Source organism: Rhizobium sp. WW22 (genome assembly GCF_047041135.1).
Taxonomy (GTDB): Bacteria; Pseudomonadota; Alphaproteobacteria; order Rhizobiales; family Rhizobiaceae; genus Rhizobium.
Genome location: NZ_CP178198.1, coordinates 835,698 through 862,030 on the forward strand (window position 1 = coordinate 835,698; position 26,333 = coordinate 862,030).

A 26,333-nucleotide genomic window follows, 5' to 3' on the forward strand; every position below is an offset into this window, starting at 1 on the left:
ACGAGCGAAATTATGCCGTTTTGCCCGTGAGCGGCGTTGATGCTCGGGCCAAATCGTGAGCTCCTGTTCGCCGCAGCGTTGCACCCGCCGCGCTCTCCCATATGATGGGATGCGAATTGCAGCAACAGGGATGGTTCATGCGCATCTTTCTCGTTCGGCACGGCGAATCCCTTGGCAATATAGACGACCGAGCCTATCGGCAGTTCGGCGATCACAATGTGCCCTTGACCGAATGGGGCTATCGGCAGGTGCTGGAGGCGGGGGAGGCGATATCAGCCTATCTGAAGGCATTGCCATCAGCCGAATTGCGCAAGCTGTGCGTCTGGTACTCGCCTTTCCTGAGGACGCGGCAGAGCAAGGATGCCCTGCTGGAGGTTCTGTCTGCCGAGCTCATCGGGGATGTCAGAGAGGATTATCTGCTGCGCGAGCAGGATTTCGGGCTCTTCACCGAAATCTACGATCACGCCGAACAGAAGCGGAAATTCCCCGACGAGTTCGAGAAATGGGCCAGGCTGCGCAACAACAACGGCAAGTTCTATGCGCGTCCGCCCGATGGCGAAAGCCGCGCCGATGTCGCCCAGCGCGTCCGTCTGTTCCTGCAGACCGTCATGCACGACGCCGAAACCGGCAGAAACAACGTCATCATCGTCGGCCACGGCGTCACCAACCGGGCCCTCGAGATGAACTTCCTGCACCACCCGGTCGATTGGTTCGAGCGCTCGGACAATCCGGGAAATGCCGATGTCACCTTGATTGAAGGGCGCAATTCGGAGGGTTATCGGTCGATCCTGCTTCACAAATCCACGGACCGGGTGAAGGGGCAGGAAGAATTGAAGGAGGCTTATGGTTCCGAATTGGCGATTGCGCCGAAGGCGGAGTAATAGTTGCTTGCAGTAGGCATGGCTCTTCCGCTGCTGCATGAGCCTGCTTTTATTTGAGCGGCAAGGCTGGCTCTCGAATGTGTTTGCAATCATGGCTTGTGAAACGGCTGGAGCTGTGGAATTCATGGCTTGGGTGCGATGGGGATGGGCTGTGAAGACTGTGAAGAAAAGCTTTGCTTTGCTGGGTTTTGCTTTGGGCTTCGCCCTTCTTGCGCAAGAGGTCGCGGCTCGGCTGAGCTACGACGTTCGAACCGCGGATGATGGCATTACCTATATCACGGTCATTGGCAGCTTCGAAGCCGATGATGATCTGAGCCTTTTCCGTAATAAGGCTGTTTCCAGCCGCGCTATTTATGTCGGCTTCGACAGTCACGGTGGCAATGTCTATAAAGCGCTGGAACTTGGTCGGCTGATCAGATCTCTGGGGCTCAGCACTCTTGCTGTCAGAAGCGCTGAATGCTCCTCGGCTTGCTCCCTATCGTTTCTCGGCGGAGTGGGCCGTTTTGCCGAACCGGGCTCGATCGGCGTTCACAAATCTTCGTTCAGCGATACAAAGGGGATGGATGTCGAGATCGCTGTTGCAGCCGTCCAGCGGCAGACCGCCGACGTGATTGCCTATATGAATGAAATGGGCATCGATCCCGGTTTGCTGCAGCTCACTCTCAAATACGACAGCAACGATATACGCTATCTGTCCTCGAGCGAAATGACACAGTTTAGGGTAACGACAGTGTCATACCAGGAGCTTCAGGAGTTCGAGGCAAAATCGTTGTCTAACGATGCTCCGGTGGCGAGTGCTGAAGCGCGCAACGCGGCTCAGCCAACGAGCGAGGATTCGCCGCTTCTGCAAGTTCCGATCTCAAGAAACGGCATTGTTCAGGACGACACAGGTGCAGCCCCGCTGAAGGCAAGCCGGAACATGAGCGCCAAGACGATTGGGACTTTCCCGAATGGGAGCGAGCTGACGATCAAGAAGAGCATTGGCGACTGGTATCGTGTGTCGATCGGCAAAAAGTCTGGCTATATGCATCAGACGGCGGTGTGGGTGCGCGAATTTGAAGAAAATCGCTTTGGCAAACAATATATCGAAATAACCGTCCATCCGGTGTTGAAGACAGCTATCCAGCTGGCCAAGGGGGCAAATCCTCCCATGGCGGTCCATTTGACCGCCCAAGGCCGGTATGCAGTTACCATCAAGGACGTCTACGACAAAAATATCGCGCCACTGGTATATCAGCACCTTATGGGGAGTAAACAAATCCCTCTCAGTGCGATCATAACTCACGGCAATAATTACGTTCGGGAAATCTGCTGCAGCGCTTCCACCGCAACGGCCGAATAAACGGGCGAACTCGCCCGTTTATTCGTTGTTTTGCATCTTACCGGCACACGCTTTACATCGGCATCGGATACTTCCGATGCACCTGCTCGATCTCCGCCAATGCCTCTTCCGGCAGCGTCACATAAGCGGCGGCCACATCGGTCTCGAGTTGCGCCATCGTCGTCGCGCCGATGATAGCCGAGGTCATGAACGGCTTGGTGAGGCAGTAGGCTAGCGCCAGTTTCGAAGGATCGATGCCGTATTTGGCGGCGATTTCGAGATAGGCCTTCACCGGCGGTTCCTGCAGCGGCTGCAGGCGGCCACCGATATCGAGATTGATCGAGCCGCGCGAGCCGGCCGGCCGGGCACCGCCGACATATTTGCCGGTGAGGATACCGCCGGCGAGCGGCGAATAGGCGAGCAGCCCAACATCTTCGTGATGCGACAGTTCCGCCAGATCGAGGTCGAAATGCCGGTAGAGCAGGTTATATTCGTTCTGGGTCGTGGCGACGCGCGGCAGGCCCTTCTGCTCGGCAATCGTCAGATATTTCTGGATGCCCCAGGTCGTCTCGTTCGAGAGGCCGACGGCGCGGATCTTGCCGGCCCTCACCAGTTCGCCCATCGTTTCCAGGATCTCGGTGATCTCGGCTATGACTTTCTCGCGATCCTGGTTGAAGGGGTTATAGCGCCAGTTCTGGCGGAAATGGAAATGGCCGCGGTTCGGCCAGTGGACCTGATAGAGGTCGATGTAGTCGGTCTTCAGCCGCTTCAGGCTGGCATCAACAGCTGCGTTGATATTGGCTGCGTCCGGACCTTGTCCGCCGCGCAGATATTCGCGGCCGGGACCGGCGACCTTGGTGGCGAGCACGACATCCTTGCGCTTGCCGCTCTTCTCGAACCAGGTGCCGATATATTCTTCGGTGCGGCCTTGAGTCTCCGGTCCCACCGGTGTCGTCGGATACATTTCGGCGGTGTCAAAGAAATTGATGCCCTTCTGAACGGAATAGTCCATCTGTTCATGGGCTTCGGCTTCGCTGTTCTGCGTGCCCCAAGTCATCGTGCCCAGGCAGATCTGCGAAACGGAAATATCGGTGCGGCCTAATCTGTTATATTTCATGGGAAAACCTTGGGGATGGGAGAAGGTCAAAATGAACGAGGTCGCGCAAATTTAGGCCCGATCTGAGCGAGCGCAAGAAAAAAATCATTGCACTTCGCAGCCGCAAAAGCGCGCGGCTGCGGGGCTTGCACTATTGACTCCGCTGCAAACAATGTCATTGGGAAGCAAAACGACCCCCAAAAGGACGCTTTATAATGACTGTTGCTTTCACATTTCCCGGCCAGGGCAGCCAAGCCGTCGGCATGGGCAAGGACCTTGCCGACAATTTCGCCGAGGCGCGCGCCGTCTTCGAGGAAGTCGATGATGCGCTCGGTGAAAAGCTCTCCGACGTTATCTTCAACGGCCCGGAAGATAAGCTGACCCTGACCGCCAATGCGCAACCTGCGCTAATGGCAGTGTCGATGGCAGTTATCCGTGTACTGCAGGCGCGTGGCCTCGATTTGAAGAGCAAGGTCGCCTATGTGGCTGGTCATTCGCTCGGCGAATATTCCGCTCTCTGTGCCGCCGGCACCTTCTCGCTTGCCGACACGGCGCGCCTGCTGCGCATCCGCGGCAATGCCATGCAGGCGGCTGTTCCGGTCGGCGTCGGCGCGATGGCTGCGATCATCGGCCTTGAACATGCCGATGTCATCGCGGTTTGCGAAGAAGCTTCCGCGCTCGGCGCCTGCCAGATCGCCAATGACAATGGCGGCGGCCAGATCGTTATCTCCGGCGAGAAAGCCCCGGTCGAAAAAGCAGCGGAACTTGCGACCGGCAAGGGCGCGAAACGCGCGATTCTGCTGCCGGTCTCCGCGCCGTTCCATTCCGCATTGATGGCGCCTGCTGCGGACGCCATGCGGGAAGCGCTTGCCGGCGTCGCCAAGACCAAACCGGTCGTGCCTGTTATCGCCAATGTGAAGGCGGCTCCGGTTACCGACGCCGATGAGATCGCGCGGTTGCTCGTCGAGCAGGTCACCGGACAGGTGCGCTGGCGCGAGACGGTGGAATGGTTTGCCGCCAACAACGTGACGACATTGTATGAAATTGGCGCCGGCAAGGTGCTGACGGGTCTTGCCCGCCGCATCGACAAATCGGTCAACGGCATCGCCGTCAACAATGCTGCAGATATAGATACGGCGCTTGCCGCATTGCTTGCCTGATATATTCAAGGAACGAGGGACACACATGCTTGATTTGACCGGCCGCAAGGCCCTGGTAACCGGTGCATCCGGTGGCATCGGCGAAGAAATTGCTCGGCTCCTGCACAAGCAGGGTGCAATCGTCGGCCTGCACGGCACGCGCGTCGAAAAACTCGAGACGCTGGCCTCCGAACTCGGCGATCGCGTCAAGATCTTCCCGGCCAACCTGTCGGACCGCGACGAAGTCAAGGCGCTCGGCGCCAAGGCCGAAGAGGAGCTTGGCGGCGTCGATATTCTCGTCAACAATGCCGGCATCACCAAGGACGGCCTATTCGTTCGCATGAGCGACGATGACTGGGACGCCGTTCTGGAAGTCAACCTGACGGCCGTTTTCCGCCTGACGCGCGAGCTGACCCATCCGATGATGCGGCGCCGCTATGGTCGCATCATCAACATCACTTCGGTCGTCGGTGTGACCGGCAATCCGGGCCAGGCGAACTATTGCGCCTCCAAGGCCGGCATGATCGGCTTCACCAAGTCGCTAGCCCAGGAAATCGCGACGCGCAACGTTACGGTCAACTGCGTTGCCCCGGGTTTCATCGAAAGCGCGATGACGGGCAAGCTGAACGACAAGCAGAAGGAAGCCATCATGGGTGCCATTCCCATGAAGCGCATGGGCACTGGCGCGGAAGTCGCTTCCGCCGTCGCCTATCTTGCATCTTCGGAAGCCAGCTACGTCACGGGTCAGACGATCCACGTCAATGGCGGCATGGCAATGATCTAAAGGAATTGCTGTTGGAGGGTACTTTCCCGCCAATAGCATGTTGAGCAACCCGGAGCCGGCTATTTTCTGGCTTTGCGACAGACTTAAACCGTGTTAAGCGGGCCATGACTGTGAACAGTCGTCCGGAAAATTCAGGCGGACTGGGCCGTATTCAAGGCGCTGGACCGGATCTCAATGCCGGGTTGAACGGGTTTGCCAGCGGCGTCGGAACAGATGCTGCAGGTTTGAATTAGGGTAGGGATGTCACAAGGCATTCTCATCAGGATATAAGGTCGAGGAAACCGACATGAGCGATATCGCAGAACGCGTAAAGAAAATTGTTGTTGATCATCTTGGCGTTGACGCCGACAAGGTTGTTGAAAGCGCAAGCTTTATCGACGATCTGGGTGCGGACTCGCTCGACACCGTCGAACTGGTCATGGCCTTCGAAGAAGAATTCGGCGTTGAAATTCCGGACGACGCTGCCGACTCGATCCTGACGGTCGGCGACGCGGTAAAGTTCATTGAGAAGGCCCAGGCCTAATCATTCGCGCTTTTTAACAGGGCGGGCTGAAGAGTCCGCCCTATTTCGTCCGGCGATGCCGGCCGAAACCTATTTATACGCATATCATCATAAAAAGACGGGGGTCTGCGGGCGATGAGACGTGTCGTTATCACGGGTACCGGCATGGTATCACCTTTGGGCTGTGGCACTGAGGTGTCTTGGACGCGGTTGCTCGCTGGGCACAACGGCGCTCGCCTCGTAACTGAATTCGAGGTCGAGGATCTTGCGGCAAAGATTGCCTGCCGAATTCCCGTAGGCGACGGCACCGATGGCACGTTCAATGCTGACGATTGGATGGAGCCGAAGGAGCAGCGCAAGGTCGATCCCTTCATCATCTATGGCATGGCGGCCGCCGATATGGCGCTGGCCGATGCCGGCTGGCATCCGGAAACGGACGAGGATCAGATTGCAACGGGCGTGATGATCGGCTCGGGCATCGGTGGCCTCGAAGGCATTGTCGAAGCCGGCTATACGCTGCGCGACAAGGGTCCGCGCCGCATCTCGCCCTTCTTCATCCCAGGGCGTCTCATCAATCTCGTTTCGGGGCAGGTCTCGATCCGCCATAAGCTCCGCGGCCCGAACCATGCCGTCGTCACGGCATGTTCGACCGGTGCGCACGCGATCGGCGATGCCGCCCGCCTCATCATGCTCGGCGATGCCGATGTCATGGTTGCCGGCGGTGCCGAAGCTCCGGTCTGCCGCATTTCGCTTGCCGGCTTTGCCGCCTGTAAGGCGCTGTCGACGGACTTCAACGATACGCCGCAGAAGGCCTCGCGCCCCTATGATCGCGACCGTGACGGCTTCGTCATGGGCGAGGGCGCCGGGATCGTCGTGCTTGAAGAGCTCGAACACGCCAAGGCACGTGGCGCCAAGATCTATGCCGAAGTGGTAGGCTACGGCCTCTCGGGCGATGCGCACCACATCACTGCTCCGTCCGAGGATGGCGAAGGCGCATTCCGCTGTATGACATCGGCTTTGAAGCGCGCAGGTCTGACGCCGGCCGATGTCGACTACATCAATGCACACGGTACCTCCACCATGGCGGATACGATCGAGCTTGCCGCAGTCGAGCGGCTGGTCGGCAATGCCGCGTCGAAGATCTCCATGTCGTCCACCAAGTCGGCCACTGGCCATCTGCTCGGCGCCGCTGGTGCGATCGAAGCGATCTTCGCCACGCTCGCCATCCGCGACAATATCGCCCCGCCGACGCTCAATCTGGACAATCCGGAACGCGAAACCGCCATCGATCTCGTTCCGCACAAGGCCCGCAAGCGCGAAATCAACGTCGCGCTATCGAACTCCTTCGGCTTCGGCGGCACGAATGCATCGCTTGTTCTGCGTCGCTATGAGGCTTAATAACAACGCATAACGGTGACAGCGGGGATGTCTTTCGGCAACCTCGCCCGCATTCTTCATTGTTGCTGCGCCTTCGTCTTTTTCGGGAATGCGGTGCGGGAACGCCTGATCGGTCGAAGTCGGAGCCTCGGTTCCGCCTTATCTTCTGAACCTGTTTTTTGCCGCATTGCTTGGCCAAAGAGCAGGCAATCACAAAAGGGAAGGGATTGCCGGTGAGCGATACGAACCAGAGCAATGGAACTCCGAACGGGCAGAAAGGGCCGATCATCCCGAAGTCGGCCAATGAAGCCTTGCGTCCGGAGCGTGTTCCGGACCCGCCGAAGCGTTCGCGCAAAGCCCGCAGCCAGATGGTCATCTTTCTGAACTTCCTGATGACGCTGGCAGTTTTTGTTGCCGTCGTTGCGATCGGCGGCGCCTATTACGCGTTTTCGATCTATCAGGGCCCCGGTCCGCTGACGACCAATACGAATTTCATCGTTCGGAATGGTGCCGGTCTCGGCGAGATCGCCAATCGCCTTGAATCCAACAACATCATCAGCGATCAGCGCATTTTCCGCTGGCTGACGGCCACCTATCTCCATGACGGCGAAACTCTTCGGGCCGGCGAATATGAGATCAAGGCTGGTGCTTCCATGAAGGATATCATGGAACTGCTGAAGTCCGGCAAGTCGATCCTCTATTCCGTTACCCTGCCTGAGGGCCTGACGATTCGGCAGATGTTCAATAAGCTGCAGGCCGATACCGTGCTGGAAGGCGATCTGCCGTCGGCGCTGCCGCCGGAGGGCAGCCTGAGGCCTGACACCTATAAGTTCACGCGCGGCACCAAACGCACGGAAATCATTCAGCAGATGGAGGCCGCGCAGACGAAGCTGGTCGAGCAGATCTGGGAAAAGCGCGACTCAAGCGTGCAGTTGGCGAATAAGCAGGATTTCGTCACGCTGGCCTCCATTGTGGAAAAGGAAACCGGTCTTGCCGATGAGCGTGCGCACGTCGCATCCGTCTTCCTGAACCGCCTCGGCAAGGGTATGCGTCTGCAATCTGACCCTACCGTCATTTACGGCCTCTTCGGCGGCGAAGGGAAGCCGGCCGACCGTCCGATCTATCAGTCCGACCTGAAGAAGGACACGCCTTACAATACTTACCTCATCAAGGGTTTGCCGCCGACACCGATCGCAAATCCTGGGAGGGACGCTCTGGAGGCTGTTGCCAATCCGTGGAAGACGCAGGACCTTTATTTCGTCGCTGACGGCACGGGCGGACACGTCTTCGCCGCAACGCTGGACGAGCACAACGCCAATGTCAGGCGTTGGCGCAAGCTGGTTGCCGAGAAGGGTGAAGATCCCAGCGCCATTGCCGTGGACGGTCAGCCCGACGATGCTGCCGTCGCTCCCGGCTCAGGCGCACAGCAGAAGAAGAAAACCAACTGATCCTCACTGCGCCGCGGCTTGCATAGGAAGCGCGGCGCGGATTCACTTTACATTGACCCATAATGCGAAGACTTTCGTTGGATGGGGATAGAATTATCGGAGGCTTGCATGGCATTGCAGTCCATGACCGGTTTTGCCCGGCGTGAGGGAACGAGCGGTCGTGGCCGTTGGGCATGGGAGCTGCGCTCCGTGAACGGCAAGGGATTGGATGTCCGTCTGCGTCTGCCGCCAGGCCTGGAGCGCCTTGAGGCTGATGTCCGCAAGTCGATTGCGGATCGGCTCACGCGCGGCAACCTGCAGGTCAACCTTTCCCTTTCCATCGAAGAGAGCCGCGTCGAGGTCGTCGTGAATCAGGATGCGCTGGCGGCGGTCCTGGCGCTGCGCGATCAGCTGGCCGGCATCGTCGATCCCGCGCCGTTGCGACTGGAAAGCCTGATGGCCGTGCGCGGCTTGGTGGAATTCAAGGAAGCCGAAGAAAATGAAGATGCGGTCGCTGCCCGAGATGTCGATATCATGATCGGCCTTGAGGCCGCGCTCGGTGATCTCAGCGACATGCGCCGGCAAGAAGGAGATGCACTCGGCAAGGTGCTGCTCGGCCATGTGGCAACGATCGAGGCATTGACGACGACGGTCGAGCGTGATCCCACTCGTTCGCCGCAGCAAATTGCTGCAAGGCTAGCCACGCAGGTGTCGATGCTTCTCGATGGCTCGTCCGGCCTCGACCGCGACAGACTGCATGCGGAAGCGGCCCTTCTCGCCACCAAGGCCGATCTGCGCGAGGAAATCGATCGTCTCAAAGCGCATGTGGCGGCGGCGCGCGATCTCATCTCCAAGGGCGGCCCTGTCGGACGAAAGCTCGATTTTCTTGCACAGGAATTTAACCGGGAATCGAATACCATCTGTTCGAAGTCGAATGCAGCGGCGGTTACTGCCGCCGGCATCGAACTGAAGGTGGTTATCGACCAGTTCCGCGAACAGGTCCAGAATTTGGAGTAGGCCATGAAGCCGGCGACATCCACATCCATTCCAATCGCCCGCCGAGGGCTGATGCTAGCCATCTCCTCGCCGTCAGGTGCCGGCAAGTCGACGATCGCGCGCACACTGCTCGATAAGGACAAGCAGGTGAGCCTCTCCGTCAGCGTCACGACGCGGCAGCGCAGGCCGAGCGAAATCGAGGGCGTGCACTACCATTTCGTCTCACAGCGCGAGTTCGAGCGCCTTCGCGATTCAGACTCCCTGCTGGAATGGGCCGAGGTGCATGGCAATTTCTATGGCACACCGCGCGAGCCCGTGGAGACTGCCATGGCAGAGGGCCGCGACATGCTTTTCGATATCGACTGGCAGGGTGCGCAACAGTTGCAGGAGAAGATGCCGGCCGATGTCGTCTCCATCTTCGTGCTGCCACCGACCATGACGGAGCTGCAGTCGCGCCTGCATCGCCGTGCTGAGGATTCCGAAGAGGTCATCGCCATGCGTCTCGCCAATTCCCGGGCCGAGATCGCTCACTGGCGCGAATACGACTATGTCATCGTCAATGACGATCTGAACGTTGCTTTCGACGCCGTTCAGTCGATCGTCAAGGCCGAGCGCCTGCGCCGCGACCGCCGGCATGGCATGTTCGATTTCGTTCGCGATCTGCTGGAAGAGACGCCGAAGCTGTAAAGCCGGTTACAGACAGTTTGCCAGCCGGCAGAATTCTTCTACCGAAAGCGTTTCTGCGCGGCGCTGTGGGTCGATATCGGCCTTTAGAAGCAGGGCTTCGCCACCAATTGGCTTCAGGCTCTGGCGCAGCATCTTGCGGCGCTGGCCGAACGCGGCCTGTGTCACCTTCTCCAGCTTGTCGACTGAGCAAGGAATGGGGTTTTCCCTTGGTGTCAGATGCACAACCGTCGAGGTCACCTTCGGCGGGGGCGTGAAGGCCTGCGGAGATATGTCGAACGCCATATGAGCCAATGTCCGCCAGCCGCAGAGCACGCCAAGCCGGCCGTAATGGTCATCATCCTCCTGCGCCACGATCCGCTGACCGACCTCCTTCTGGAACATCAGCGTCAGGGATTGCCAGAAAGGCGGCCATTGCGCCGGCAGCAGCCAGTTCACCAAAAGCTGCGTTCCGACATTATACGGCAGATTGGCGATGATTTTGACTGGCCCTTGCGGGGCAAGGGCGGCGAAATCCGTCTTCAGCGCGTCGCCTTCGATCACCTCGAGCCGGCCCGGATAGTGATCGGCGATTTCGGCCAGCGCCGGCAGGCAGCGCGCATCGCGTTCGACGGCGATGACCTTGGCCGCCCCGAGCGCGAGGATGGCGCGCGTAAGACCGCCCGGTCCGGGCCCGACCTCGAAAACGGTAACACCCACGAGTGATCCCGCTGTGCGCGCGACCTTCTGAGTCAAATTGAGATCGAGAAGGAAGTTCTGCCCAAGCGCCTTGCGCGCATCGAGGCCATGGCGCTGGATTACATCGCGAAGGGGTGGCAAGCCATCGAGAGCGGCCATCAGGGATTGTTTCCGGTCTTGCTGCTGATCTCGCTCGCCAGCTTCAGGGCGGCAACCAGGCTGTCTTCCTTGGCAATGCCCTTGCCGGCGATGCCGAAGGCCGTGCCATGATCCGGAGACGTGCGGACAAAGGGTAAGCCGAGCGTGACATTGACGGAATCGTCAAAGCCGAGCGCCTTGGCTGGGATTAAGGCCTGATCGTGATACATGCAGATCGCGACATCGTAACGTCGACGGGCATCGTCATGGAACATGGTGTCGGCGGGCAGGGGGCCGAATGCATCGATGCCCTCGGAGCGGAGCTTGTCGATTGCAGGCCGCACGATTTCGTCGTCTTCCTTGCCGAGCGCGCCATTCTCTCCAGCATGCGGATTGAGGCCTGCCACGGCAAGGCGCGGCTTGGAGATGCCGAAACGGACGCGGAGGTCGTGAGCGGTAATCCGGCATGTCTCGGCGATCAGGTCGGAGGTCAGCGCTCCCGGCACTTCCTTCAACGGAATATGGATGGTGACTGGGATCGCGCGAAGCTTCGGCCCGGCAAGCATCATGACCGGCATGACCGGCTTTCCAGTGGCGCGCGTTGCAAGATCCGCCAGGAATTCCGTATGGCCGGGAAAGCCGAAACCGGCATCATAGAGCACCGATTTGGCAATCGGATTGGTAACGACTGCGGATGTCTGGCCGCTCATACTGAGAGAAACAGCCATCTCTATGGCGGCGATCGTACCCTTGGCGGTGGCGACATGCGGTTCGCCGGCGATAACATCCATTCCGGCCTCGATCGGGAGGACCGGCAGCGCACCCCGAAAGATATCGCAGGCAGTCGCCGGGTCGGCCACCTGCAGGGGTACGGTCAAGCCGAGCTGCGAGGCACGCGCCGCAAGCACGGCAGCATCGCCGAGGAACAGAAAGGGCGGCAAATTCAACTCGCCACGGCGCAGCCAGGCGGCGAGCGTAATGTCGGGGCCTATGCCAGCCGGATCCCCCTGCGTGAGCGCAAGGGGGAGGGAGGAGCGCGGCGGCATCGTCAAATCAGCGATAGACGATCTGCGCCTTGGAGCGCAGTTCATCCATGTACTTCTTATCGTTGGCGCTGACGCCTGCGGCCTTATCTTTGCCGATATCCTCGGCGCGGAACACGGCGGCAGCGGCGACGTCATCGTTCACCTGGCGTTGCGAACAAATGGCCACATATTCGACGCCACGATCGGTTACGATGGGAGCGGTTGTATTGCCGGAAGCCTTCTCCAGCATCGGCTTCCACATTTCCGGGACTTCCGGTGCGAGCACACGGCCGAGATCCTGGACGGAGACATCGCGCATCGTAGCGGCAAAGACCTTCGCCTGATCGCAGCCAGGGAACTTCGACCGTGACGCCTCGGCTTCTGCCTTGCGCGCATTCAGGATCGCGTTGCGCTTTGCTGCCGGTACGACGAAAATGATCTGCTTCAGGAAATACTCGGTCGTAACGGGCTTTGTCTTGTTTTCCGTCATGCGCGTCACGAGATCGTCGTTCGACATCCGGCTTCTTGCGCCGAAACGTGCATTGACAACCCGTGGCCAGCTCATGGAAACGGCGATATAGGACTTGAAATGATCAACGCCGACGCCGGCCTTTTCCAGAATCTGGCTAAGCTGCGCCGGTGTCATCTTGTTGCTGGAGGCGAAGCGGCCAAAAGCGGCATCGACGTCCGTCGTTGAAACAGACATGCGCAGGCGGGAAATCTCCGCGCGCTTCAACGTTTCGTCGACGAGCTGCTCCTTGGCGAGCTTGTTCAGATCGCCCTTCTGACGCTGCAATTTGAGAAAGGCGACGCGTTTGGCGATGTCACCGGATGTGATCACCTGGCTATTGACGAGAACTTTCACTTCGCTTGCTGCGAAAGCAACATCGCTGCTCGGCACGGCGAAGCTCGCCATAACCAAGGCCGCCGCTCCAAACGCCAGAGCGCGCATCGGTGCATTTCCAGAAAACATCAATTACCCCTTCCCAAAGGTATTTCCTGCCAGCATTGCGCCGTTTTGGTGCGCCTGTCGCGCAATACGGCAACTTTGCGCCACATGTCTACATCAAGCGCGATGAATTGCAAAATCCTTGCGGCGAAACAATGACGTCGGAAACAGCAAGCCGCATCCATGCAAAAGAGCCGGCGGTGAAGCCGGCTCTTTTGCAGTTTCGATTCATATCAGAATGTCGCGTCCTGGACGCTGCCAAGGTTGACATCGCCAAGCGTACGGAAGGTCAGGCGAGCGCCGATCGACCAATTGCTTGCCGAGCTGGCCGTCGAATCCTTCTTGTCGAGGAAGGACACGGTAAAGATCGTGCATTCGTCCTCGTAGGAAAGACCCGCGCCCTGGCGGGTGATCTCATTGCTGTTGAGATCATAGCTGACTGTGCCGAAGACGGACCAGTATTCCTTGAACTTGATCTGCGCGCGCGACTGGATTTCATCCTGATTGCTGGTGAAACCATATTGCGGCTGGGCTGCAATATGCGTGTAGATCAAGGATGTCTGGAACACATCGTTCGAGAAGCCGACAGATGTATCGCCGCGCTTGAAAGCGAAATCCTTCTGGTCGAAGCGATAGGATGTCGCGAGCGAAATACCTTGCGGTGTCGTCAGGCCGAACATGGTGACGTAGTCGGAACGGGTCGTTTCAAGCCCCGAATCCGAACCGACGCCAGCCAGATCGTCGGTCGCAAACGAATTGCGGCCCGCGAGCTGATAGGACTGTCCGAAGATATGCTGAAGCTTGTAACCGCTGTCGAAGCTGGCCGTATAACGCCATCCGACATTCGCGCGTGTACCACCCTCGATGCGATCGAAGCCCGAGAACTTGTCACGATCGAAGAGATTGGTGGCGTCGAAAACGAAGCTCTGTGCATCTTCGTTCGGCAACCGACCAGCAAGCTGCTCGTCCGGCCGCACATAGATCTGCGCGATCGGCTCGAACACGTGCGTGCTGTTGCTTGTCGTGATGAGGAACGGATACTTGGCTTCGAGGCCCGCCGTGACCATGCCACGGGTCGCATAGTCGCTGGTGTCGTAATTGCCGGGATAGTTGAACGATGTGCCGAAAGAGTTGGGCGAGTTCATATCCAGACCATAGACGTCACCGCGCGCCGCCGCCAATGGCGTCAGCACAAGGCCTTCATCGGTCGTAAAGGTACGCTGCCACTGCACCTCGGTGCTCAGGCGCGTATAGTCGCCGGAGAGGCCGAGGAAACGGTCGTTCAAGTTGGCATCGCCAAGATTGACTACGTTGTCGAGTGCGGATGTCTTCTCGCGCGACAGGTGCGTGAAGTTCATCGTTGCCGACAGCTCGCCGCCGTAAACCGACTTCGGGTCTACGTAGTGATAGTCGATGCTCGGATAGACATATGCCTGCTGCTTTTGTGCCGTGGCATTATTGTCTGTATCCTGCACGTTATAGTAGAAAGCGCGCATATCGAAGAAATTGCGCTTTCCGATACCTGTCAGATAGGCCTGGTTCGTATGGGTGCTCTGGGTGAGCCCGTCCAGTCCATAGGTGCGCGAGAAATTGTTATCGCTTTGCACCATGACGTCCCAGCCGAAAGTCCAGCGAGGATTGATCCTGAAGTCGGCCTTGGAATTGATCATGCCGCGAGTTTTGTTCTCGGCATCGGTCGTCCCGGCCGTGAAGGCGTCCGGATTCATCTGGCTGATGCCGGCAACGCGCAGGGTATGCGTGCCATTCTCGAAACGCTGGCGGAATTCACCCTCGAGCAACAGCCCCTGGTTGCTGAAGCCCGTGGCAGTGACCGTCGCATCCATGCTCGGCGAGATGACGTAATAGTAAGGAACCTTTACGCCAACGCCGAGACGCTGCGAAACGCTGACCGACGGAAATAGGAAGCCGGACTTGCGCTTGACCGTATTGTCGGGAACCGTGACCCACGGAACATAGGCGATCGGCAGGCCGAACAATTCGAAGCGAGCGTGCTCGAGACGAATGGTATGGGTCACGCCATTCTGGACGACGCGTTGTGCTTTGACCTGCCACAGCGGCGCACGTCCCTGTTCGGAGCAGGCCATGCAGGCGGTGTAAACGCCCTTTGTAAGAATCAGCTGATTGCCGCCGACACGCTCGCCCTTTTCGGCGACCATTCGGGTGTTGTCAGGCATTTCAATACGAAGGGCGTTCACGAACCCGTCGGAGAAGCTGTCGGTGACGTCCATTTTGTCACCGTACATGCGATTGCCGTCCGGCGTGATCAGCTCGACATTGCCGAGCGCCGTCATTCGTCCGGATTTCTGATTATATTCGACCCGCTGAGCGACCATCCTGTAGCCGCCATAGTTGATCTGGACCGCACCGCTTGCGGTGACGATCTGCGTATCCTTGTTATAGACCAGTTCGTTGGACGAAAGGACTAGCTTTGCACCGTCCGGCACCTTCACCTTGATAGGGGAGGTCGCAGTGCCGGCACCGCCATTGTTATTGCTGGCATTATTATTGTTGACCTGGGCGTAAGCGACGACCGGGCTCAAAATATATGCACATGCGGCCGTGCCCGTAACCAGGGCAGCCACAAACTTTCTGATACTCTTGCGGTTGCCTGCCGCCACTTAGCCGTCCTCCTGATGAAGCAGGATCGTTGCTCCGAATGCCAATGCGACGATCACGGGTATCCATGTCGCCACATAGGGAGGAACCACTCCGCTGCTCCCGAATGCCTTTACAAGCACGGTGACAACATAAAGCACGAAGCCGGAGAGGATTCCACCCAGAATCACAGAGCGCGATTGATTGAATCTACTGAATTTTAGGGACACGGTTGCCGCAATCAGCGTCATTGCCACCAGAAGGAATGGCTGTGACAGAAGCGAATAAAACTGTGTCTCAAGTGCGTTGGTCGATATGCCGAAGGAGCGTGCGACCCTTATTCGATTAGAAAGATCATAAAAAGCAATGGTTTCCGGTTGAGCCAAGCGTTGCGAAACGAAATCCTGTTTCAGATTCGTACGAACTGTACCGAACTCTTGTGGTCGGGAATTTCACCAGGCCGCCGCTCGACGACATTGTTAAGAAGCCAGTAACCATCTTGCAACTTAGCCGAGTCGGCATCCTGCCGCAGGACGATATTCCCCTGTGAATCAAAGTGGATAAACACGACACCGGTCAACGTCGTTCCATTGTTCAGAATGGCCTTGGCACCGATGATCGTGTCGTCTTTTCCGCTGGATTGGCGCAGCCACGGAACAGAAAGCGTATTGCGATAGGACGGGTCTCCGCGCAGGTCGGCTTCGATTGTTTCAGCATGTCGCTGACCCCATGCCGCAATCGGATTAAGCGCGAGCATGGTCATGAGACCGACGCAGAAAGCGCCCATCACGAAGGGCGTCATGAATTGCCATACGGAGATGCCAGCCGCGCGCGCGATAACCAGTTCGCGGCGGCGGTTGAGGGCGATCAGCACCGTCATGCCCACGAAGAGCGCGATGAACGGTACTGTCTGCTGCAGTATGAACGGCAGCCTGACCGCCGTCATCAGCAAACCGACGGACACGGTGTATCCGGGCAGTCCGGCAAGACGCCCGGCGGTCTCGCTGAAGTCGACGAGATAGACGATCGAGACGACGCCAAGGAAGAACCAGAACGTCGTTACGATGTAACGCGTGAAGAAGTAGCGCCAGAGCGTGCCGAAAATCATGCACCGCCCCCGTTCGAGCTGCCCGGTGCGGTCGGCATGCGGTCCTGGATTTTTTGTCTCCAGTTGTTGAGGCGGTTGCGGATCGAGACGGGCATCGCCATCTTCCGGCTTCGCAGCAAGAGGACAATCGCGATAAGTGCTGCGATGATATTGATGCCGTAGAGAACGCCAATGAATTTGGTCGAATGGTCAATCTGGTTGGCGGCGTAGAAGTCGGCCCAGCGTAGCGCGAACGCTATGCCCAGCGCCGACACCATCGGATGCAGCCGCGCCTCGCGATGTGACCGCGCATCGCCCGCAATCACCAGAGATATCAACGCGAAGATTGCCGGCAGTGCCCAGTCGTTGAGCCGCCGATGCAACTCGGCCCGATAATCGCCAGGCCTTTGCTTATAGTCCGGATCGTTCGTGTCCGGATTGAGTAGGAAACCGAGGCTGCGATCGCTGGCTCGCGCATTTGGCTGGCCGCGACTTTGCGTCATGTCCGAGAGGTCGAAAGAGTAGGAATCGAACTTGATGACCGAGACGGTGCCGTCGGGTGTTTTGCGGTGAACTTCACCGTCCTTCATGAGCAGCGACGTACCGCTTGGGTCGACCGCCCCTTCCTTCGCATAATAGATGAGATCGAAGGCGGGATCGCGCGAATCGACCACAAACAATCCCTTGAGGATGCGTCCCGACAGACGCTGCGAAATCTGGACATAGAGCCCGTCCTCGATGCGCCGGAAGTTCTTCTCTTCGATCACTGTGGACAAAAGGTCCGCATAGGCCTCGGCCACCATCTGACGGGCAGCGACGCGGGCTCTCGGCTCGACGACATTGTCGACGAAAAAGGAGAACACGCTAATCGCAATGGCGAGAATCATGATCGGGCGGATGATGATGCTGCGCTTCGCGCCGGCAGCTTCCATGACGGTCAGCTCGGAATCGCTGTTCATCGCGGTCAAGGTTTGCGTGATGCCGATGACCAATGCGAAAGGCAGAACGATCGGGATAATCGTCGGCAGAATGAGCGTCGCGAGCTTTGCGAAGGAGCCCATGGACTGACCACTATCGGTCACGAGGTTGATGCGCTGCAGAACCTGGGTGGTCCAGATAATAGCGAGCACCGGCAGCAGTGCCACCAGGAACATCATACCGACACGCCGTACGATATATGTCTCGAATAACTTCATGCCGGCCCTTAAACGCAACAGCTGCCGTGCAAGCCGACAGAGATTCACCCTCCTCTACGCTGTTTGCGTTTTTTTGGCGACAACCAACTCGAAAAAAATTCGTTAATTTTCCGAGATTTTTTTGTCGTGTGTCGTTTGGGATAAAGCCAGCAGAGCGGCGAATATGACAGGCGAAGAAAGCCAGCCGAGGACGGCATCGGAGAGATAATGAGCGCCAAAAGCCACTCTCAGCGCAGGGATCAGCAGTGAAACCGCCGCGATCGGCAGAGCCGCGGCCGATCGGAACGGCTGCGGGATGATGAGAATAAGACAAAAGAGCCAGCCGGCCGCCGCGGCCTCACCGGAGATGAACGAACAGTTGCTGACACATTTGCCGGCGAAGGACCCGGCATGCACAAAATCGAGCGTGCCGCCGAAGAGATCGGTCTGCCGGGGCCGCGGGCGGCCCGAGAATGCTTTCAGCCACAGATTGACGATCAGCACCGGACCGACGAGCAGGGAGCCGAGCGCGACCTTGAGATTTCGGGCTCTGGGCGCATTGAAGGTCGCGCCGTGATCCCGCCAGCATCTGAGCAGCATCCAGAGCAGCATGAAGGCGACGACATAGGGCAGTTGAAAGAAGATTTCCCTCAGCAGGCGCATGTGCTGATCGCTGCTAAAAGGAAAAATGCCACAGATCTGGTCAGGCCTTGTGCTTCCAAAGCATTGCTGCCGTTGGAAGAACATGTTCGCGATGCTGAGATCGATCTGTGGAAAAAGGGAAAACAGACCCAGCAAAGCCCACCAGAGACAGAAGAGGGCAATGAAGGCATCGCCTGCCGTGCGCGGTCGCAGAACCTCCGGAAAACGATCTTCGCGGTTGATGCTGTTGAAATCTATGATCAAGGCGGCTTCCCGGCGAGAATTGAACCGCCGAGGCGGTTAGACACCATCGCGCCAGCCTAATCCCGCTGAATGACAGGGATTTGAAGAGGCCGGACATCTCTTATGAAGAGAATACCGCGTCGAAAGCTTGTATTCCTTAGGGAGACCTTGAATGATGGTTGCGCAAAATTCTCTCACTACGACGTATATTTATCGGAGCAGAAATGTCTGTGAAATTCGAGATTTCCTTCGCCAAGTCGGCTCGTCTCAGCGGCGGTCTGGCCATTCTCCTGAAAGACACGGACAGTGAGCTGCCGGCTGGCGCCGAAAGCGCGGATCCCGCGAACGTTTTCGCCAAGGCGGCGCCGGTATCCGGCTTCAAGAGCAAAGCGTTGAGCAGTCTGGATATTATCGCCCCCGAGGCCTCGCCTGTCGATCGGATCATCGTCATCGGTGCCGGCAAGGCCAAGGACCTGACAGCGCACGACTGGCTGAAGCTCGGCGGCACCGCAGCTGCAAAAATCCGCAACACGGAGAAGGTCGCGATCTTCCTCGATGCATCCAACATCGAAGTCGGAGCTAAGGAAGCGGCCGATTTTGCCCTGGGCATGCTTCTGCGCGCCTACAGTTTCGATACCTACAAGACCAAGAAGGGCGATGATGACGAGAAGAACGCTTCCCGCAAGGCGATGAAGGTCACGATCGTCACCCAGGAAGCGGCAGCCGCCAAGAAGCTCTACGCGACCTCCGAAGCCGTGGCCGGTGGCGTGATTCTCGCGCGCGATCTCGTGAACGAGCCGCCGAATGTCCTCGGTCCCGTGGAATTTGCGGCCAAGGCCAAGGAATTGGAAAAGCTTGGCGTCGAGATCGAGATCCTGACGGAACGTGAAATGCGCCGGCTCGGCATGGCGGCTCTGCTTGGGGTCGCGCAGGGTTCGGCCCGGCCGCCGCGGCTCGTGATCATGCAATGGAAGGGCGGCAAGGCGAAGGACAAGCCGATCGCCTTCATCGGCAAGGGCGTCGTCTTCGACACCGGCGGCATTTCCATCAAGCCGGCTGCTGGCATGGAGGAGATGAAGGGCGACATGGGAGGGGCTGCGGCCGTTACCGGCCTCATGCATACGCTTGCCGCACGCGAAGCCAAGGTCAACGCCATCGGCGTCATCGGTCTTGTGGAAAACATGCCCGACGGCAATGCGCAGCGTCCGGGCGATATCGTCACCTCCATGTCCGGCCAAACGATCGAGATCATCAATACCGACGCCGAAGGCCGGCTCGTTCTCTGCGATGCACTCTGGTACACGAACGACCGCTTCAAGCCGCAGTTCATGATCGATCTGGCGACCTTGACCGGCGCGATCCTCGTGGCGCTCGGCAATCTGCAGGCCGGCCTCTTCAGCAATGACGACAAGCTGGCGGGCGAACTGACGGCGGCGGGTCTTGCGACCGACGAGCGTCTCTGGCGCATGCCGCTTGGCAAGGACTACGACAAGATGATCGACAGCAAGTTCGCCGATATGAAGAATACCGGCGGACGCCATGCCGGCTCGACCACAGCCGCCCAGTTCCTGAAGCGCTTCGTCGGCGACACGCCCTGGGCGCATCTCGATATTGCCGGCACGGCGATGGGCTCGGTTCAGGACGAGATCAATCAGTCCTGGGGTTCCGGCTTCGGCGTGCGCCTGCTCGATGAACTGGTCCGTGCCAATTACGAATCGTGACCAGCCGGATTTTGTAGGATAGAAGAGGCGCCATGACCGACGTTCTCTTCTATCATCTGACGGAATCGAAGCTTGAAGACGCCCTGCCGCCGCTGATCGACAAGAGTGTCGAACGTGGCTGGCAGGTCGCCGTGCAGATGCGCGAGCCAGCCCGGCGCGATCTCCTCGATAGCCATCTATGGACCTATCGCGAGGACAGCTTTCTGCCGCATGGCACGGATGAAGGCGACATGGCAGACAAGCAGCCGGTGCTGCTGACCATTTCCTCTGACAATATAAATAACGCTTCGGTGCGTTTCTTCATCGACGGGGCCGAGGCAACGGATGTTGGAACCTATCAGCGCGTCGTGCTGATGTTCGACGGCTACGATCAGGAACAGTTGGAAAGCGCGCGTGCCCAATGGAAGCGCCTGAAAGGCGAGGGGCATAGCCTAACCTATTGGCAGCAGACGCAGGATGGCCGCTGGGAGAAGAAGGCCTGATCTTTCTTCCGATTGGCGGGAAGGTGCTTTACGCGCCTTCCGACAGGATCTTCTGGATGAAATCCTTCTTCGCCGCCGTATAGGACGCGCGATCATTGGCATATTTTGCCGCAAGCTCGACTTTCAGTGCCTCATAGGCATGCGCCAAATCCGGCTCCCTGCGCAATCGGTCGCGAAAGATCAGGAAGTTGCGCCAGGTAGGGCCGCCATATTCGACCACATGCACGAGGTGCGTGCGGGTATCCCCTTGAATGTCACGACCGAAAATATGGTCGTCCGGCACGATATTGCTGCCGGCATAGACGTAGCCGATAGACGCCATCGGCTCGACACAGGCAAGCCCATCTTCGAAACGCCGCACGCCGACGGCAATATCGATGATCGGCTTGGCCTTTATCGTTGGGATCGAGGTGCTGCCGAAATGCTGGACATCGACGGCAAGGTCTCCGAGAGCCTTGCGAATGGCAGCTTCCTCCAGCAAATAGGCTTCATGCCAGCTCTGGTTCGGGTCGGCGAGCTTGACGGATTTGTTGCCGACGCCGAGGCCAAAAGATTGTTCATGCTCCGATGCCATAGGCATCTCTCCAGTGAAGACGATGCGCCACGCTAGCACGCCGCGGGCGGCATTGTCTTCACCGGGAAAGCCTCATCAATCGTAAAATGCTTCAACAAATTTGCGCTTGCCCAGCATGAAGGCATCGGCGACGTGGCGCAGCGGCGAAAGATCGACGTCGGATGTACCGGCTTTGACGATCTCGGCAAAACGGCGATAGAGCGAGGGATATTCGGCCTCGGGCGCCGAGAATGTGAGCTCGCCATTGACGGAAAGCTTGGAGCCGCCTTCGGCGAGAACCATCTGGCCTGCATCCGTCTCGGCGACGATATCCCAGCTCTGCTTGCCGGTCTGGCGCCAGTCGAATTCGGCGTGGACCGGAAGGCCGGTCCCGCTCTTGAAATGCAGGTCGGCGGCGATCGGCGAATCGCGATTTTCCGGGAATTCGAGTGTCGCGCCGGTCAGGAAAAGCGGCGGCAGGATATGGGTGACGATCGACAGCGCATTGATGCCCGGATCGAAGACGCCGAGCCCGCCGGCCTGCCAGATCCATTCCTGGTTCGGATGCCAGTGGCGGACATCTTCCTTCCAGATTACGTGAGCACTCCGGATATTGGTGCTGGCGAGGAAGCTCTTTGCAGCCTCCACCGCCGGAGCATAGCGCGAGTGCCAGCTAGCAAAGAGAGATACGCCCTTGGCCTTGGCGAGGTTTTCGAGGTCGGCGACTTCACTCAGCGTCGCACCCGGCGGCTTTTCCATGAAAACATGCTTGCCGGCCGAAAGCGCCTTGTATGCGGCTTCATAACGATATTGCGGCGGCATGCAGAGAGAAACGGCATCGATGTCAGGCACGGCATCGAGCATGGCTTCGATCGTCGTGAAGGCGGGGATACCTTCAACGGTGCCGTGGCGGCTTGCCGTGGCGATCAGTTTGAAATCCGCATTGTTCGCGATGGACGGAAGATGCTGGTCGCGGACGATCTTGCCGACACCGACGATAGCGAGGTTGATGGGGGACATGGGTGTCTCTCGATTAGTATGATTATTGATGCGATCTTTATCAGAATGCCGCATGTGGGCAAGGGCAGCAAATCGCAAATGCAGGAGTCAGGTCCAATCTTGGACCATCGTGCCCAGGCGTCATCATGCTTGGAAAACGGGTGCGGGCTCTTGATTCACAGCTTGAAATCGGCACTCTTCCACTGCGCGGCCAAAAGATCCGGGAAGAATCGCTGCGGGGGGAAATCATGAAAACATTGCTCGGCTTCAGCCGAATCGTCGACTATGTGACTGAGATCATTGGAAAATCAGTCTCATGGCTTATTTTGGTCGCCGTCTTGGTGAGCGCCGGAAACGCGGTCGTCCGTAAGGTCTTCAACACCTCGTCCAATGCGTGGCTGGAAGCGCAATGGTATCTGTTCGGCGCAGCTTTCATGCTCGCCGCCGCATACACGCTCCGGCAGAACGAGCATATCCGCATCGACATCGTCTACGGCTCGCTGCCGCGCCGGGTGCAGCACTGGATCGATCTGCTCGGTCATTGTCTGTTCCTCATGCCCTTCGTGCTCCTGATGGTCTATGATCTGGTGCCTTATGTCCGCACATCTTTCCTGTCCGGAGAGGTGTCTTCCAGCGCCGGCGGCCTGATCATCTGGCCGGGCAAGGCGCTGCTGCTGGTTGGGTTTTTCCTGCTGGCGCTGCAGGGGATCTCCGAGATCATCAAGAAGATCGCAGTCATGCGCGGCGATATGGATGATCCGACGCCCTATGTACCGACGCATGCGCCGCTCGATATCGAAACCCCGGCCGGGGAGGCGCGCTGATGATCGAATTCATCGCCGTGAACATGGCGCCGATCATGTTCGCCTCGCTGATCATTTTCCTGCTTCTGGGTTATCCCGTCGCCTTTGCGCTCGCTGCCAACGGTCTGCTGTTCTTCTGGATCGGCGTCGAGCTTGCACCCTATTCGGGCGGCACCATCCATCTCTCATGGCCGCTCCTCAATGCTCTGCCGGATCGGTTCTGGGGCGTCATGTCGAACGACACGCTGCTGGCAATCCCGTTTTTCACCTTCATGGGCATCGTGCTGGAGCGATCCGGCATGGCCGAAGATCTGCTCGACACGATCGGCCAGCTGTTCGGCCCTATTCGCGGCGGTCTTGCCTATGCGGTGATTTTCGTCGGAGCGCTGCTGGCGGCCACCACTGGTGTCGTCGCGGCTTCGGTCATCGCCATGGGGCTGATCTCGCTGCCGATCATGCTGCGCTATGGCTATGACAGGCGGGTCGCCTCCGGCGTCATCGCCGCCTCGGGAACGCTGGCGCAGATCATTCCGCCATCGCTCGTCCTGATCGTGCTTGCCGACCAGCTCGGTCGTTCCGTTGGTGACATGTATGCCGGCGCCCTCATTCCCGGCCTCGTGCTGACCGGTCTCTACATGCTCTATGTATTGATCATGTCGATCGTGAAGCCGAACTCTATGCCGGCATTGCCGAAGGAGGCCCGCTCGCTCGGCTCGAGCGTCACATCCTTGCTGATCGCATTGCTGGTGTGTGCCGGCGTGGCCTATGCCGCCCACATCTATCTGACCCCGACCTATGGCGGGGATGCGGATATTATCGGTGCCACCGTCGGCGTTGCCTTCATCTATGCCATTGCAGTCCTGGACAAGGGGCTGAAGCTCAACGTGATGTCCCGGTTGGCCCAGCAGGTCATCATCGTCCTCATCCCGCCATTGGCGCTGATCTTCCTCGTTCTCGGCACGATCTTTCTCGGCATCGCGACGCCGACGGAAGGCGGCGCGATGGGAGCGGTGGGCGCGCTCATAATGGCGGCTGCCAAGGGGCGGCTGAACATGGAGGTTATGCGTTCGGCACTGACCTCGACCACGCGGCTTTCGGCCTTCGTACTGTTCATCCTGATCGGCTCGCGCGTCTTTTCGCTGACCTTCTATGGTGTCAACGGCCATGTCTGGGTCGAGCATCTGCTGGTGTCGCTGCCCGGCGGCGAGGTAGGCTTCCTGATCGCCGTCAACCTCCTCGTCTTTGTGCTGGCCTTCTTCCTCGACTTCTTCGAGCTTGCCTTCATCATCGTGCCGCTGCTGGCACCTGCGGCCGACAAACTCGGCATCGATCTCATCTGGTTCGGTGTTCTGCTCGGCGTCAACATGCAGACGAGCTTCATGCACCCGCCCTTCGGTTTCGCGCTGTTCTATCTCCGCTCGGTCGCTGCCCGCGTGCCCTATCTCGACAGGGTGACGGGCAAGCAGATCGCGCCCGTCACGACCGGCCAGATCTACTGGGGATCCGTGCCCTTCGTCGGCATCCAGATCCTGATGGTGGCATTGACGATCATGTTCCCGCAGATGGTCATGCACTACAAGGGAGCGGGAACGGGTGTCGATCCCAACACGATCAAGATCGAGGTCCCCGGCTTCGGCGCACCCGGCCAGGACAATGGCGGCGGCCTCGGTCTGCCGGGGCTGCAGCTTCCAGGCGGCAATCCGCTTGACGGCAAGCCGGCGGATCAGGGCGCCGGCGATCAGCCGAAGCCCCCGGCCAACGATCTCAGCCAGCCTCCGTCGTTCAATTGATGCACACGGCACGCATCGGCCTGCTTGTCGATCTAACACAACGAAAACCCCGGAACATCGCTCCGGGGTTTCCTCTTTTGAGATCGGCTATTCGCTCAAATCTTCCCGGCTCGCTGCAGCGTCATCATGTAGACGTCGTAGCTGTATTCGGCGACCTGGGTATAGAGATAGTGCTGGCCGCGGAAGCCCTTGATCGATTCCCAGATCTTCTTGAAGGTCGGGTTGTTGGCTTCCATCTCGGCATAAACCTCGTTGGCCTTGTCGAAGCAGGCATTCATGATCTCGGTGCTGAAGGGTCTCAGCTTCGCCCCTTCGGCAACGACCCGCTTGATTGCGGCCGGGTTCAGGTAATCGTATTTCTGCAGCATGTTCGCGTCCGTCGCCTGCGCGGCCGTGCGCAGCAGCGATTGATAGGCCTTCGGCAGGCCTTCATAAGCCGCCTTGTTGAACATGACGTGCACGGTCGGGCCGCCTTCCCACCAGCCGGGATAATAGTAATAGGGCGCAACCTTGTAGAAGCCGAGCTTCTCGTCGTCATAGGGGCCGACCCATTCGGCCGCATCGATCGTGCCTTTTTCGAGCGCCGGATAGATGTCGCCGCCGGCGATCTGCTGCGGCACGACACCGAGGCGTTCGACCACCTTGCCGGCAAAGCCGCCAATGCGCATCTTCAGGCCCTTGAGATCGGCGAGCGTGTTGATTTCCTTGCGGAACCAGCCACCCATCTGCACGCCGGTATTACCGGCCGGGAAGCCGATCAGCCCCTGCGTCGCCAGGAATTCGTTGAACATGTCGATGCCGCCGCCGTGATATTGCCAGGCATTCATGCCGCGGGCGTTGAGCGCGAAAGGAACGGCAGCTCCCAAGGCCCAGACCGGATCCTTGCCCCAATAATAATAGGCGACCGAATGGCAGGCCTCGACGGTTCCGGCCGAAGTTGCGTCGGCCGCCTGCAGGCCAGGCACGATTTCGCCTGCCGCAAACACCTGGATGTTGAAATTACCGTCTGTGGCCTCCGACACATATTTCGACAGCACTTCGCCGCCGCCATAGATCGTATCGAGCGATTTCGGAAACGACGATGTCAGGCGCCAATTGATCTTCGGATTGCTCTGGGCAATGGCCGGAGCAGCAAGCGTTGCGGCAGCTGCCACCGAACCCGCACCGGCGACGCCGGCCTTGCGCAGAAATGAACGACGATCCATCTATTACTCCCCCCGGATAC

The 26,333-nt window shown here is 58.8% G+C and carries 23 protein-coding genes and 1 pseudogene; 13 read left to right on the top strand and 11 right to left on the bottom strand.

Features of this window, described 5'->3' with window-relative positions:
* Positions 1 to 137 precede the first annotated feature (137 nt).
* A complete protein-coding gene (locus ACK83U_RS04240) occupies positions 138 to 881 on the top strand; it encodes a phosphoglycerate mutase family protein (protein ID WP_112337922.1) in 744 nt (247 codons plus the stop codon).
* A 37-nt stretch (positions 882 to 918) separates the two neighbouring features.
* A complete protein-coding gene (locus tag ACK83U_RS04245) occupies positions 919 to 2,223 on the top strand; it encodes a hypothetical protein (protein ID WP_412474793.1) in 1,305 nt (434 codons plus the stop codon).
* A 52-nt stretch (positions 2,224 to 2,275) separates the two neighbouring features.
* Here ACK83U_RS04245 and ACK83U_RS04250 read toward each other — a convergent pair whose 3' ends face one another.
* Positions 2,276 to 3,319: an aldo/keto reductase gene (locus ACK83U_RS04250; protein ID WP_112607317.1), complete on the bottom strand. Its 1,044-nt coding sequence runs from the start codon at positions 3,317 to 3,319 to the stop codon at positions 2,276 to 2,278.
* A 194-nt stretch (positions 3,320 to 3,513) separates the two neighbouring features.
* On the opposite strand from ACK83U_RS04250, the gene fabD reads away from it, so the two are divergent.
* The 7 genes from fabD to gmk all read left to right on the top strand — a co-directional run bounded on the left by fabD (position 3,514) and on the right by gmk (position 10,210).
* Entirely contained in the window at positions 3,514 to 4,458 is a 945-nt protein-coding gene (gene fabD / locus ACK83U_RS04255) for an ACP S-malonyltransferase (protein WP_112607315.1), read from the top strand.
* Positions 4,459 to 4,483: 25 nt separating this feature from the next.
* Entirely contained in the window at positions 4,484 to 5,221 is a 738-nt protein-coding gene (gene fabG / locus ACK83U_RS04260; RefSeq protein WP_112607313.1) for a 3-oxoacyl-[acyl-carrier-protein] reductase, read from the top strand.
* Between the two features lie 286 nt (positions 5,222 to 5,507).
* Positions 5,508 to 5,744, top strand: a complete 237-nt coding sequence (locus ACK83U_RS04265) for an acyl carrier protein (protein WP_004122114.1) — start codon at positions 5,508 to 5,510, stop codon at positions 5,742 to 5,744.
* Between the two features lie 114 nt (positions 5,745 to 5,858).
* Positions 5,859 to 7,121: a beta-ketoacyl-ACP synthase II gene (gene fabF, locus ACK83U_RS04270; protein WP_112410675.1), complete on the top strand. Its 1,263-nt coding sequence runs from the start codon at positions 5,859 to 5,861 to the stop codon at positions 7,119 to 7,121.
* 212 nt (positions 7,122 to 7,333) lie between these two features.
* Entirely contained in the window at positions 7,334 to 8,548 is a 1,215-nt protein-coding gene (mltG, locus tag ACK83U_RS04275) for an endolytic transglycosylase MltG (protein WP_112410674.1), read from the top strand.
* A 108-nt stretch (positions 8,549 to 8,656) separates the two neighbouring features.
* Positions 8,657 to 9,544 carry a YicC/YloC family endoribonuclease gene (locus tag ACK83U_RS04280; protein ID WP_112607311.1) on the top strand — a complete coding sequence of 296 codons (888 nt, stop codon included), beginning with the start codon at positions 8,657 to 8,659 and terminating at the stop codon, positions 9,542 to 9,544.
* Between the two features lie 3 nt (positions 9,545 to 9,547).
* Entirely contained in the window at positions 9,548 to 10,210 is a 663-nt protein-coding gene (gene gmk, locus ACK83U_RS04285) for a guanylate kinase (protein WP_015339363.1), read from the top strand.
* Positions 10,211 to 10,216: 6 nt separating this feature from the next.
* On the opposite strand, the gene rsmA is transcribed toward gmk, so the two are convergent.
* The 7 genes and pseudogenes from rsmA to ACK83U_RS04320 form a co-directional block, all read right to left on the bottom strand.
* Positions 10,217 to 11,044: a 16S rRNA (adenine(1518)-N(6)/adenine(1519)-N(6))-dimethyltransferase RsmA gene (gene rsmA / locus ACK83U_RS04290; RefSeq protein ID WP_112607309.1), complete on the bottom strand. Its 828-nt coding sequence runs from the start codon at positions 11,042 to 11,044 to the stop codon at positions 10,217 to 10,219.
* A complete protein-coding gene (gene pdxA / locus ACK83U_RS04295; RefSeq protein WP_112607618.1) occupies positions 11,044 to 12,069 on the bottom strand; it encodes a 4-hydroxythreonine-4-phosphate dehydrogenase PdxA in 1,026 nt (341 codons plus the stop codon). The genes rsmA and pdxA overlap by 1 nt, the downstream gene beginning before the upstream one ends.
* 7 nt (positions 12,070 to 12,076) lie before the next feature.
* Positions 12,077 to 13,021, bottom strand: a complete 945-nt coding sequence (locus ACK83U_RS04300; protein WP_112607307.1) for a peptidylprolyl isomerase — start codon at positions 13,019 to 13,021, stop codon at positions 12,077 to 12,079.
* 209 nt (positions 13,022 to 13,230) lie between these two features.
* Positions 13,231 to 15,636, bottom strand: coding sequence for an LPS assembly protein LptD (locus tag ACK83U_RS04305; RefSeq protein ID WP_112607305.1), 2,406 nt, complete (start codon positions 15,634 to 15,636; stop codon positions 13,231 to 13,233).
* A pseudogene (gene lptG, locus ACK83U_RS04310) lies at positions 15,637 to 16,721 on the bottom strand (LPS export ABC transporter permease LptG). It abuts the gene before it with no gap.
* The gene (locus ACK83U_RS04315; RefSeq protein ID WP_112410671.1) at positions 16,718 to 17,896 is read right to left on the bottom strand and encodes an LptF/LptG family permease; all 1,179 of its coding nucleotides are present in this window, start codon (positions 17,894 to 17,896) and stop codon (positions 16,718 to 16,720) included. Before ACK83U_RS04315 ends, lptG begins: the two are co-directional and overlap by 4 nt.
* Before the next feature lie 102 nt (positions 17,897 to 17,998).
* Positions 17,999 to 18,664, bottom strand: coding sequence for a phosphatase PAP2 family protein (locus ACK83U_RS04320; protein WP_348648124.1), 666 nt, complete (start codon positions 18,662 to 18,664; stop codon positions 17,999 to 18,001).
* Between the two features lie 320 nt (positions 18,665 to 18,984).
* On the opposite strand from ACK83U_RS04320, the gene ACK83U_RS04325 reads away from it, so the two are divergent.
* Positions 18,985 to 20,481 (top strand): leucyl aminopeptidase, encoded by a 1,497-nt coding sequence (locus ACK83U_RS04325; protein ID WP_112410669.1) that lies wholly within the window; start codon positions 18,985 to 18,987, stop codon positions 20,479 to 20,481.
* 32 nt (positions 20,482 to 20,513) lie between these two features.
* Positions 20,514 to 20,963, top strand: coding sequence for a DNA polymerase III subunit chi (locus tag ACK83U_RS04330; protein ID WP_112607299.1), 450 nt, complete (start codon positions 20,514 to 20,516; stop codon positions 20,961 to 20,963).
* A 28-nt stretch (positions 20,964 to 20,991) separates the two neighbouring features.
* On the opposite strand, the gene ACK83U_RS04335 is transcribed toward ACK83U_RS04330, so the two are convergent.
* Together ACK83U_RS04335 and ACK83U_RS04340 are read right to left on the bottom strand one after the other, a co-directional pair.
* Positions 20,992 to 21,537 (bottom strand): GrpB family protein, encoded by a 546-nt coding sequence (locus tag ACK83U_RS04335; RefSeq protein WP_112607297.1) that lies wholly within the window; start codon positions 21,535 to 21,537, stop codon positions 20,992 to 20,994.
* Between the two features lie 75 nt (positions 21,538 to 21,612).
* A complete protein-coding gene (locus ACK83U_RS04340) occupies positions 21,613 to 22,536 on the bottom strand; it encodes a Gfo/Idh/MocA family protein (RefSeq protein WP_112410667.1) in 924 nt (307 codons plus the stop codon).
* Between the two features lie 227 nt (positions 22,537 to 22,763).
* Between ACK83U_RS04340 and ACK83U_RS04345 the strand changes: the two genes are divergently transcribed.
* Positions 22,764 to 23,339, top strand: coding sequence for a TRAP transporter small permease subunit (locus tag ACK83U_RS04345; RefSeq protein WP_112607616.1), 576 nt, complete (start codon positions 22,764 to 22,766; stop codon positions 23,337 to 23,339).
* Entirely contained in the window at positions 23,339 to 25,108 is a 1,770-nt protein-coding gene (locus tag ACK83U_RS04350) for a TRAP transporter large permease (RefSeq protein WP_112607295.1), read from the top strand. The genes ACK83U_RS04345 and ACK83U_RS04350 overlap by 1 nt, the downstream gene beginning before the upstream one ends.
* A gap of 95 nt (positions 25,109 to 25,203) precedes the next feature.
* Here ACK83U_RS04350 and ACK83U_RS04355 read toward each other — a convergent pair whose 3' ends face one another.
* Positions 25,204 to 26,313 (bottom strand): TRAP transporter substrate-binding protein, encoded by a 1,110-nt coding sequence (locus ACK83U_RS04355; protein ID WP_112337906.1) that lies wholly within the window; start codon positions 26,311 to 26,313, stop codon positions 25,204 to 25,206.
* Positions 26,314 to 26,333 lie beyond the last annotated feature (20 nt).

Coding starts and splice junctions, on each gene's coding strand:
- ACK83U_RS04240 (WP_112337922.1), top strand. CDS start 138: ATGCGCATCTTTCTCGTTCGGCACGGCGAATCCCTTGGCAATATAGAC.
- ACK83U_RS04245 (WP_412474793.1), top strand. CDS start 919: ATGAGCCTGCTTTTATTTGAGCGGCAAGGCTGGCTCTCGAATGTGTTT.
- ACK83U_RS04250 (WP_112607317.1), bottom strand. CDS start 3,319: ATGAAATATAACAGATTAGGCCGCACCGATATTTCCGTTTCGCAGATC.
- fabD (WP_112607315.1), top strand. CDS start 3,514: ATGACTGTTGCTTTCACATTTCCCGGCCAGGGCAGCCAAGCCGTCGGC.
- fabG (WP_112607313.1), top strand. CDS start 4,484: ATGCTTGATTTGACCGGCCGCAAGGCCCTGGTAACCGGTGCATCCGGT.
- ACK83U_RS04265 (WP_004122114.1), top strand. CDS start 5,508: ATGAGCGATATCGCAGAACGCGTAAAGAAAATTGTTGTTGATCATCTT.
- fabF (WP_112410675.1), top strand. CDS start 5,859: ATGAGACGTGTCGTTATCACGGGTACCGGCATGGTATCACCTTTGGGC.
- ACK83U_RS04280 (WP_112607311.1), top strand. CDS start 8,657: ATGGCATTGCAGTCCATGACCGGTTTTGCCCGGCGTGAGGGAACGAGC.
- gmk (WP_015339363.1), top strand. CDS start 9,548: ATGAAGCCGGCGACATCCACATCCATTCCAATCGCCCGCCGAGGGCTG.
- rsmA (WP_112607309.1), bottom strand. CDS start 11,044: ATGGCCGCTCTCGATGGCTTGCCACCCCTTCGCGATGTAATCCAGCGC.
- pdxA (WP_112607618.1), bottom strand. CDS start 12,069: ATGCCGCCGCGCTCCTCCCTCCCCCTTGCGCTCACGCAGGGGGATCCG.
- ACK83U_RS04300 (WP_112607307.1), bottom strand. CDS start 13,021: ATGTTTTCTGGAAATGCACCGATGCGCGCTCTGGCGTTTGGAGCGGCG.
- ACK83U_RS04315 (WP_112410671.1), bottom strand. CDS start 17,896: ATGAAGTTATTCGAGACATATATCGTACGGCGTGTCGGTATGATGTTC.
- ACK83U_RS04325 (WP_112410669.1), top strand. CDS start 18,985: ATGTCTGTGAAATTCGAGATTTCCTTCGCCAAGTCGGCTCGTCTCAGC.
- ACK83U_RS04330 (WP_112607299.1), top strand. CDS start 20,514: ATGACCGACGTTCTCTTCTATCATCTGACGGAATCGAAGCTTGAAGAC.
- ACK83U_RS04335 (WP_112607297.1), bottom strand. CDS start 21,537: ATGGCATCGGAGCATGAACAATCTTTTGGCCTCGGCGTCGGCAACAAA.
- ACK83U_RS04340 (WP_112410667.1), bottom strand. CDS start 22,536: ATGTCCCCCATCAACCTCGCTATCGTCGGTGTCGGCAAGATCGTCCGC.
- ACK83U_RS04345 (WP_112607616.1), top strand. CDS start 22,764: ATGAAAACATTGCTCGGCTTCAGCCGAATCGTCGACTATGTGACTGAG.
- ACK83U_RS04350 (WP_112607295.1), top strand. CDS start 23,339: ATGATCGAATTCATCGCCGTGAACATGGCGCCGATCATGTTCGCCTCG.
- ACK83U_RS04355 (WP_112337906.1), bottom strand. CDS start 26,313: ATGGATCGTCGTTCATTTCTGCGCAAGGCCGGCGTCGCCGGTGCGGGT.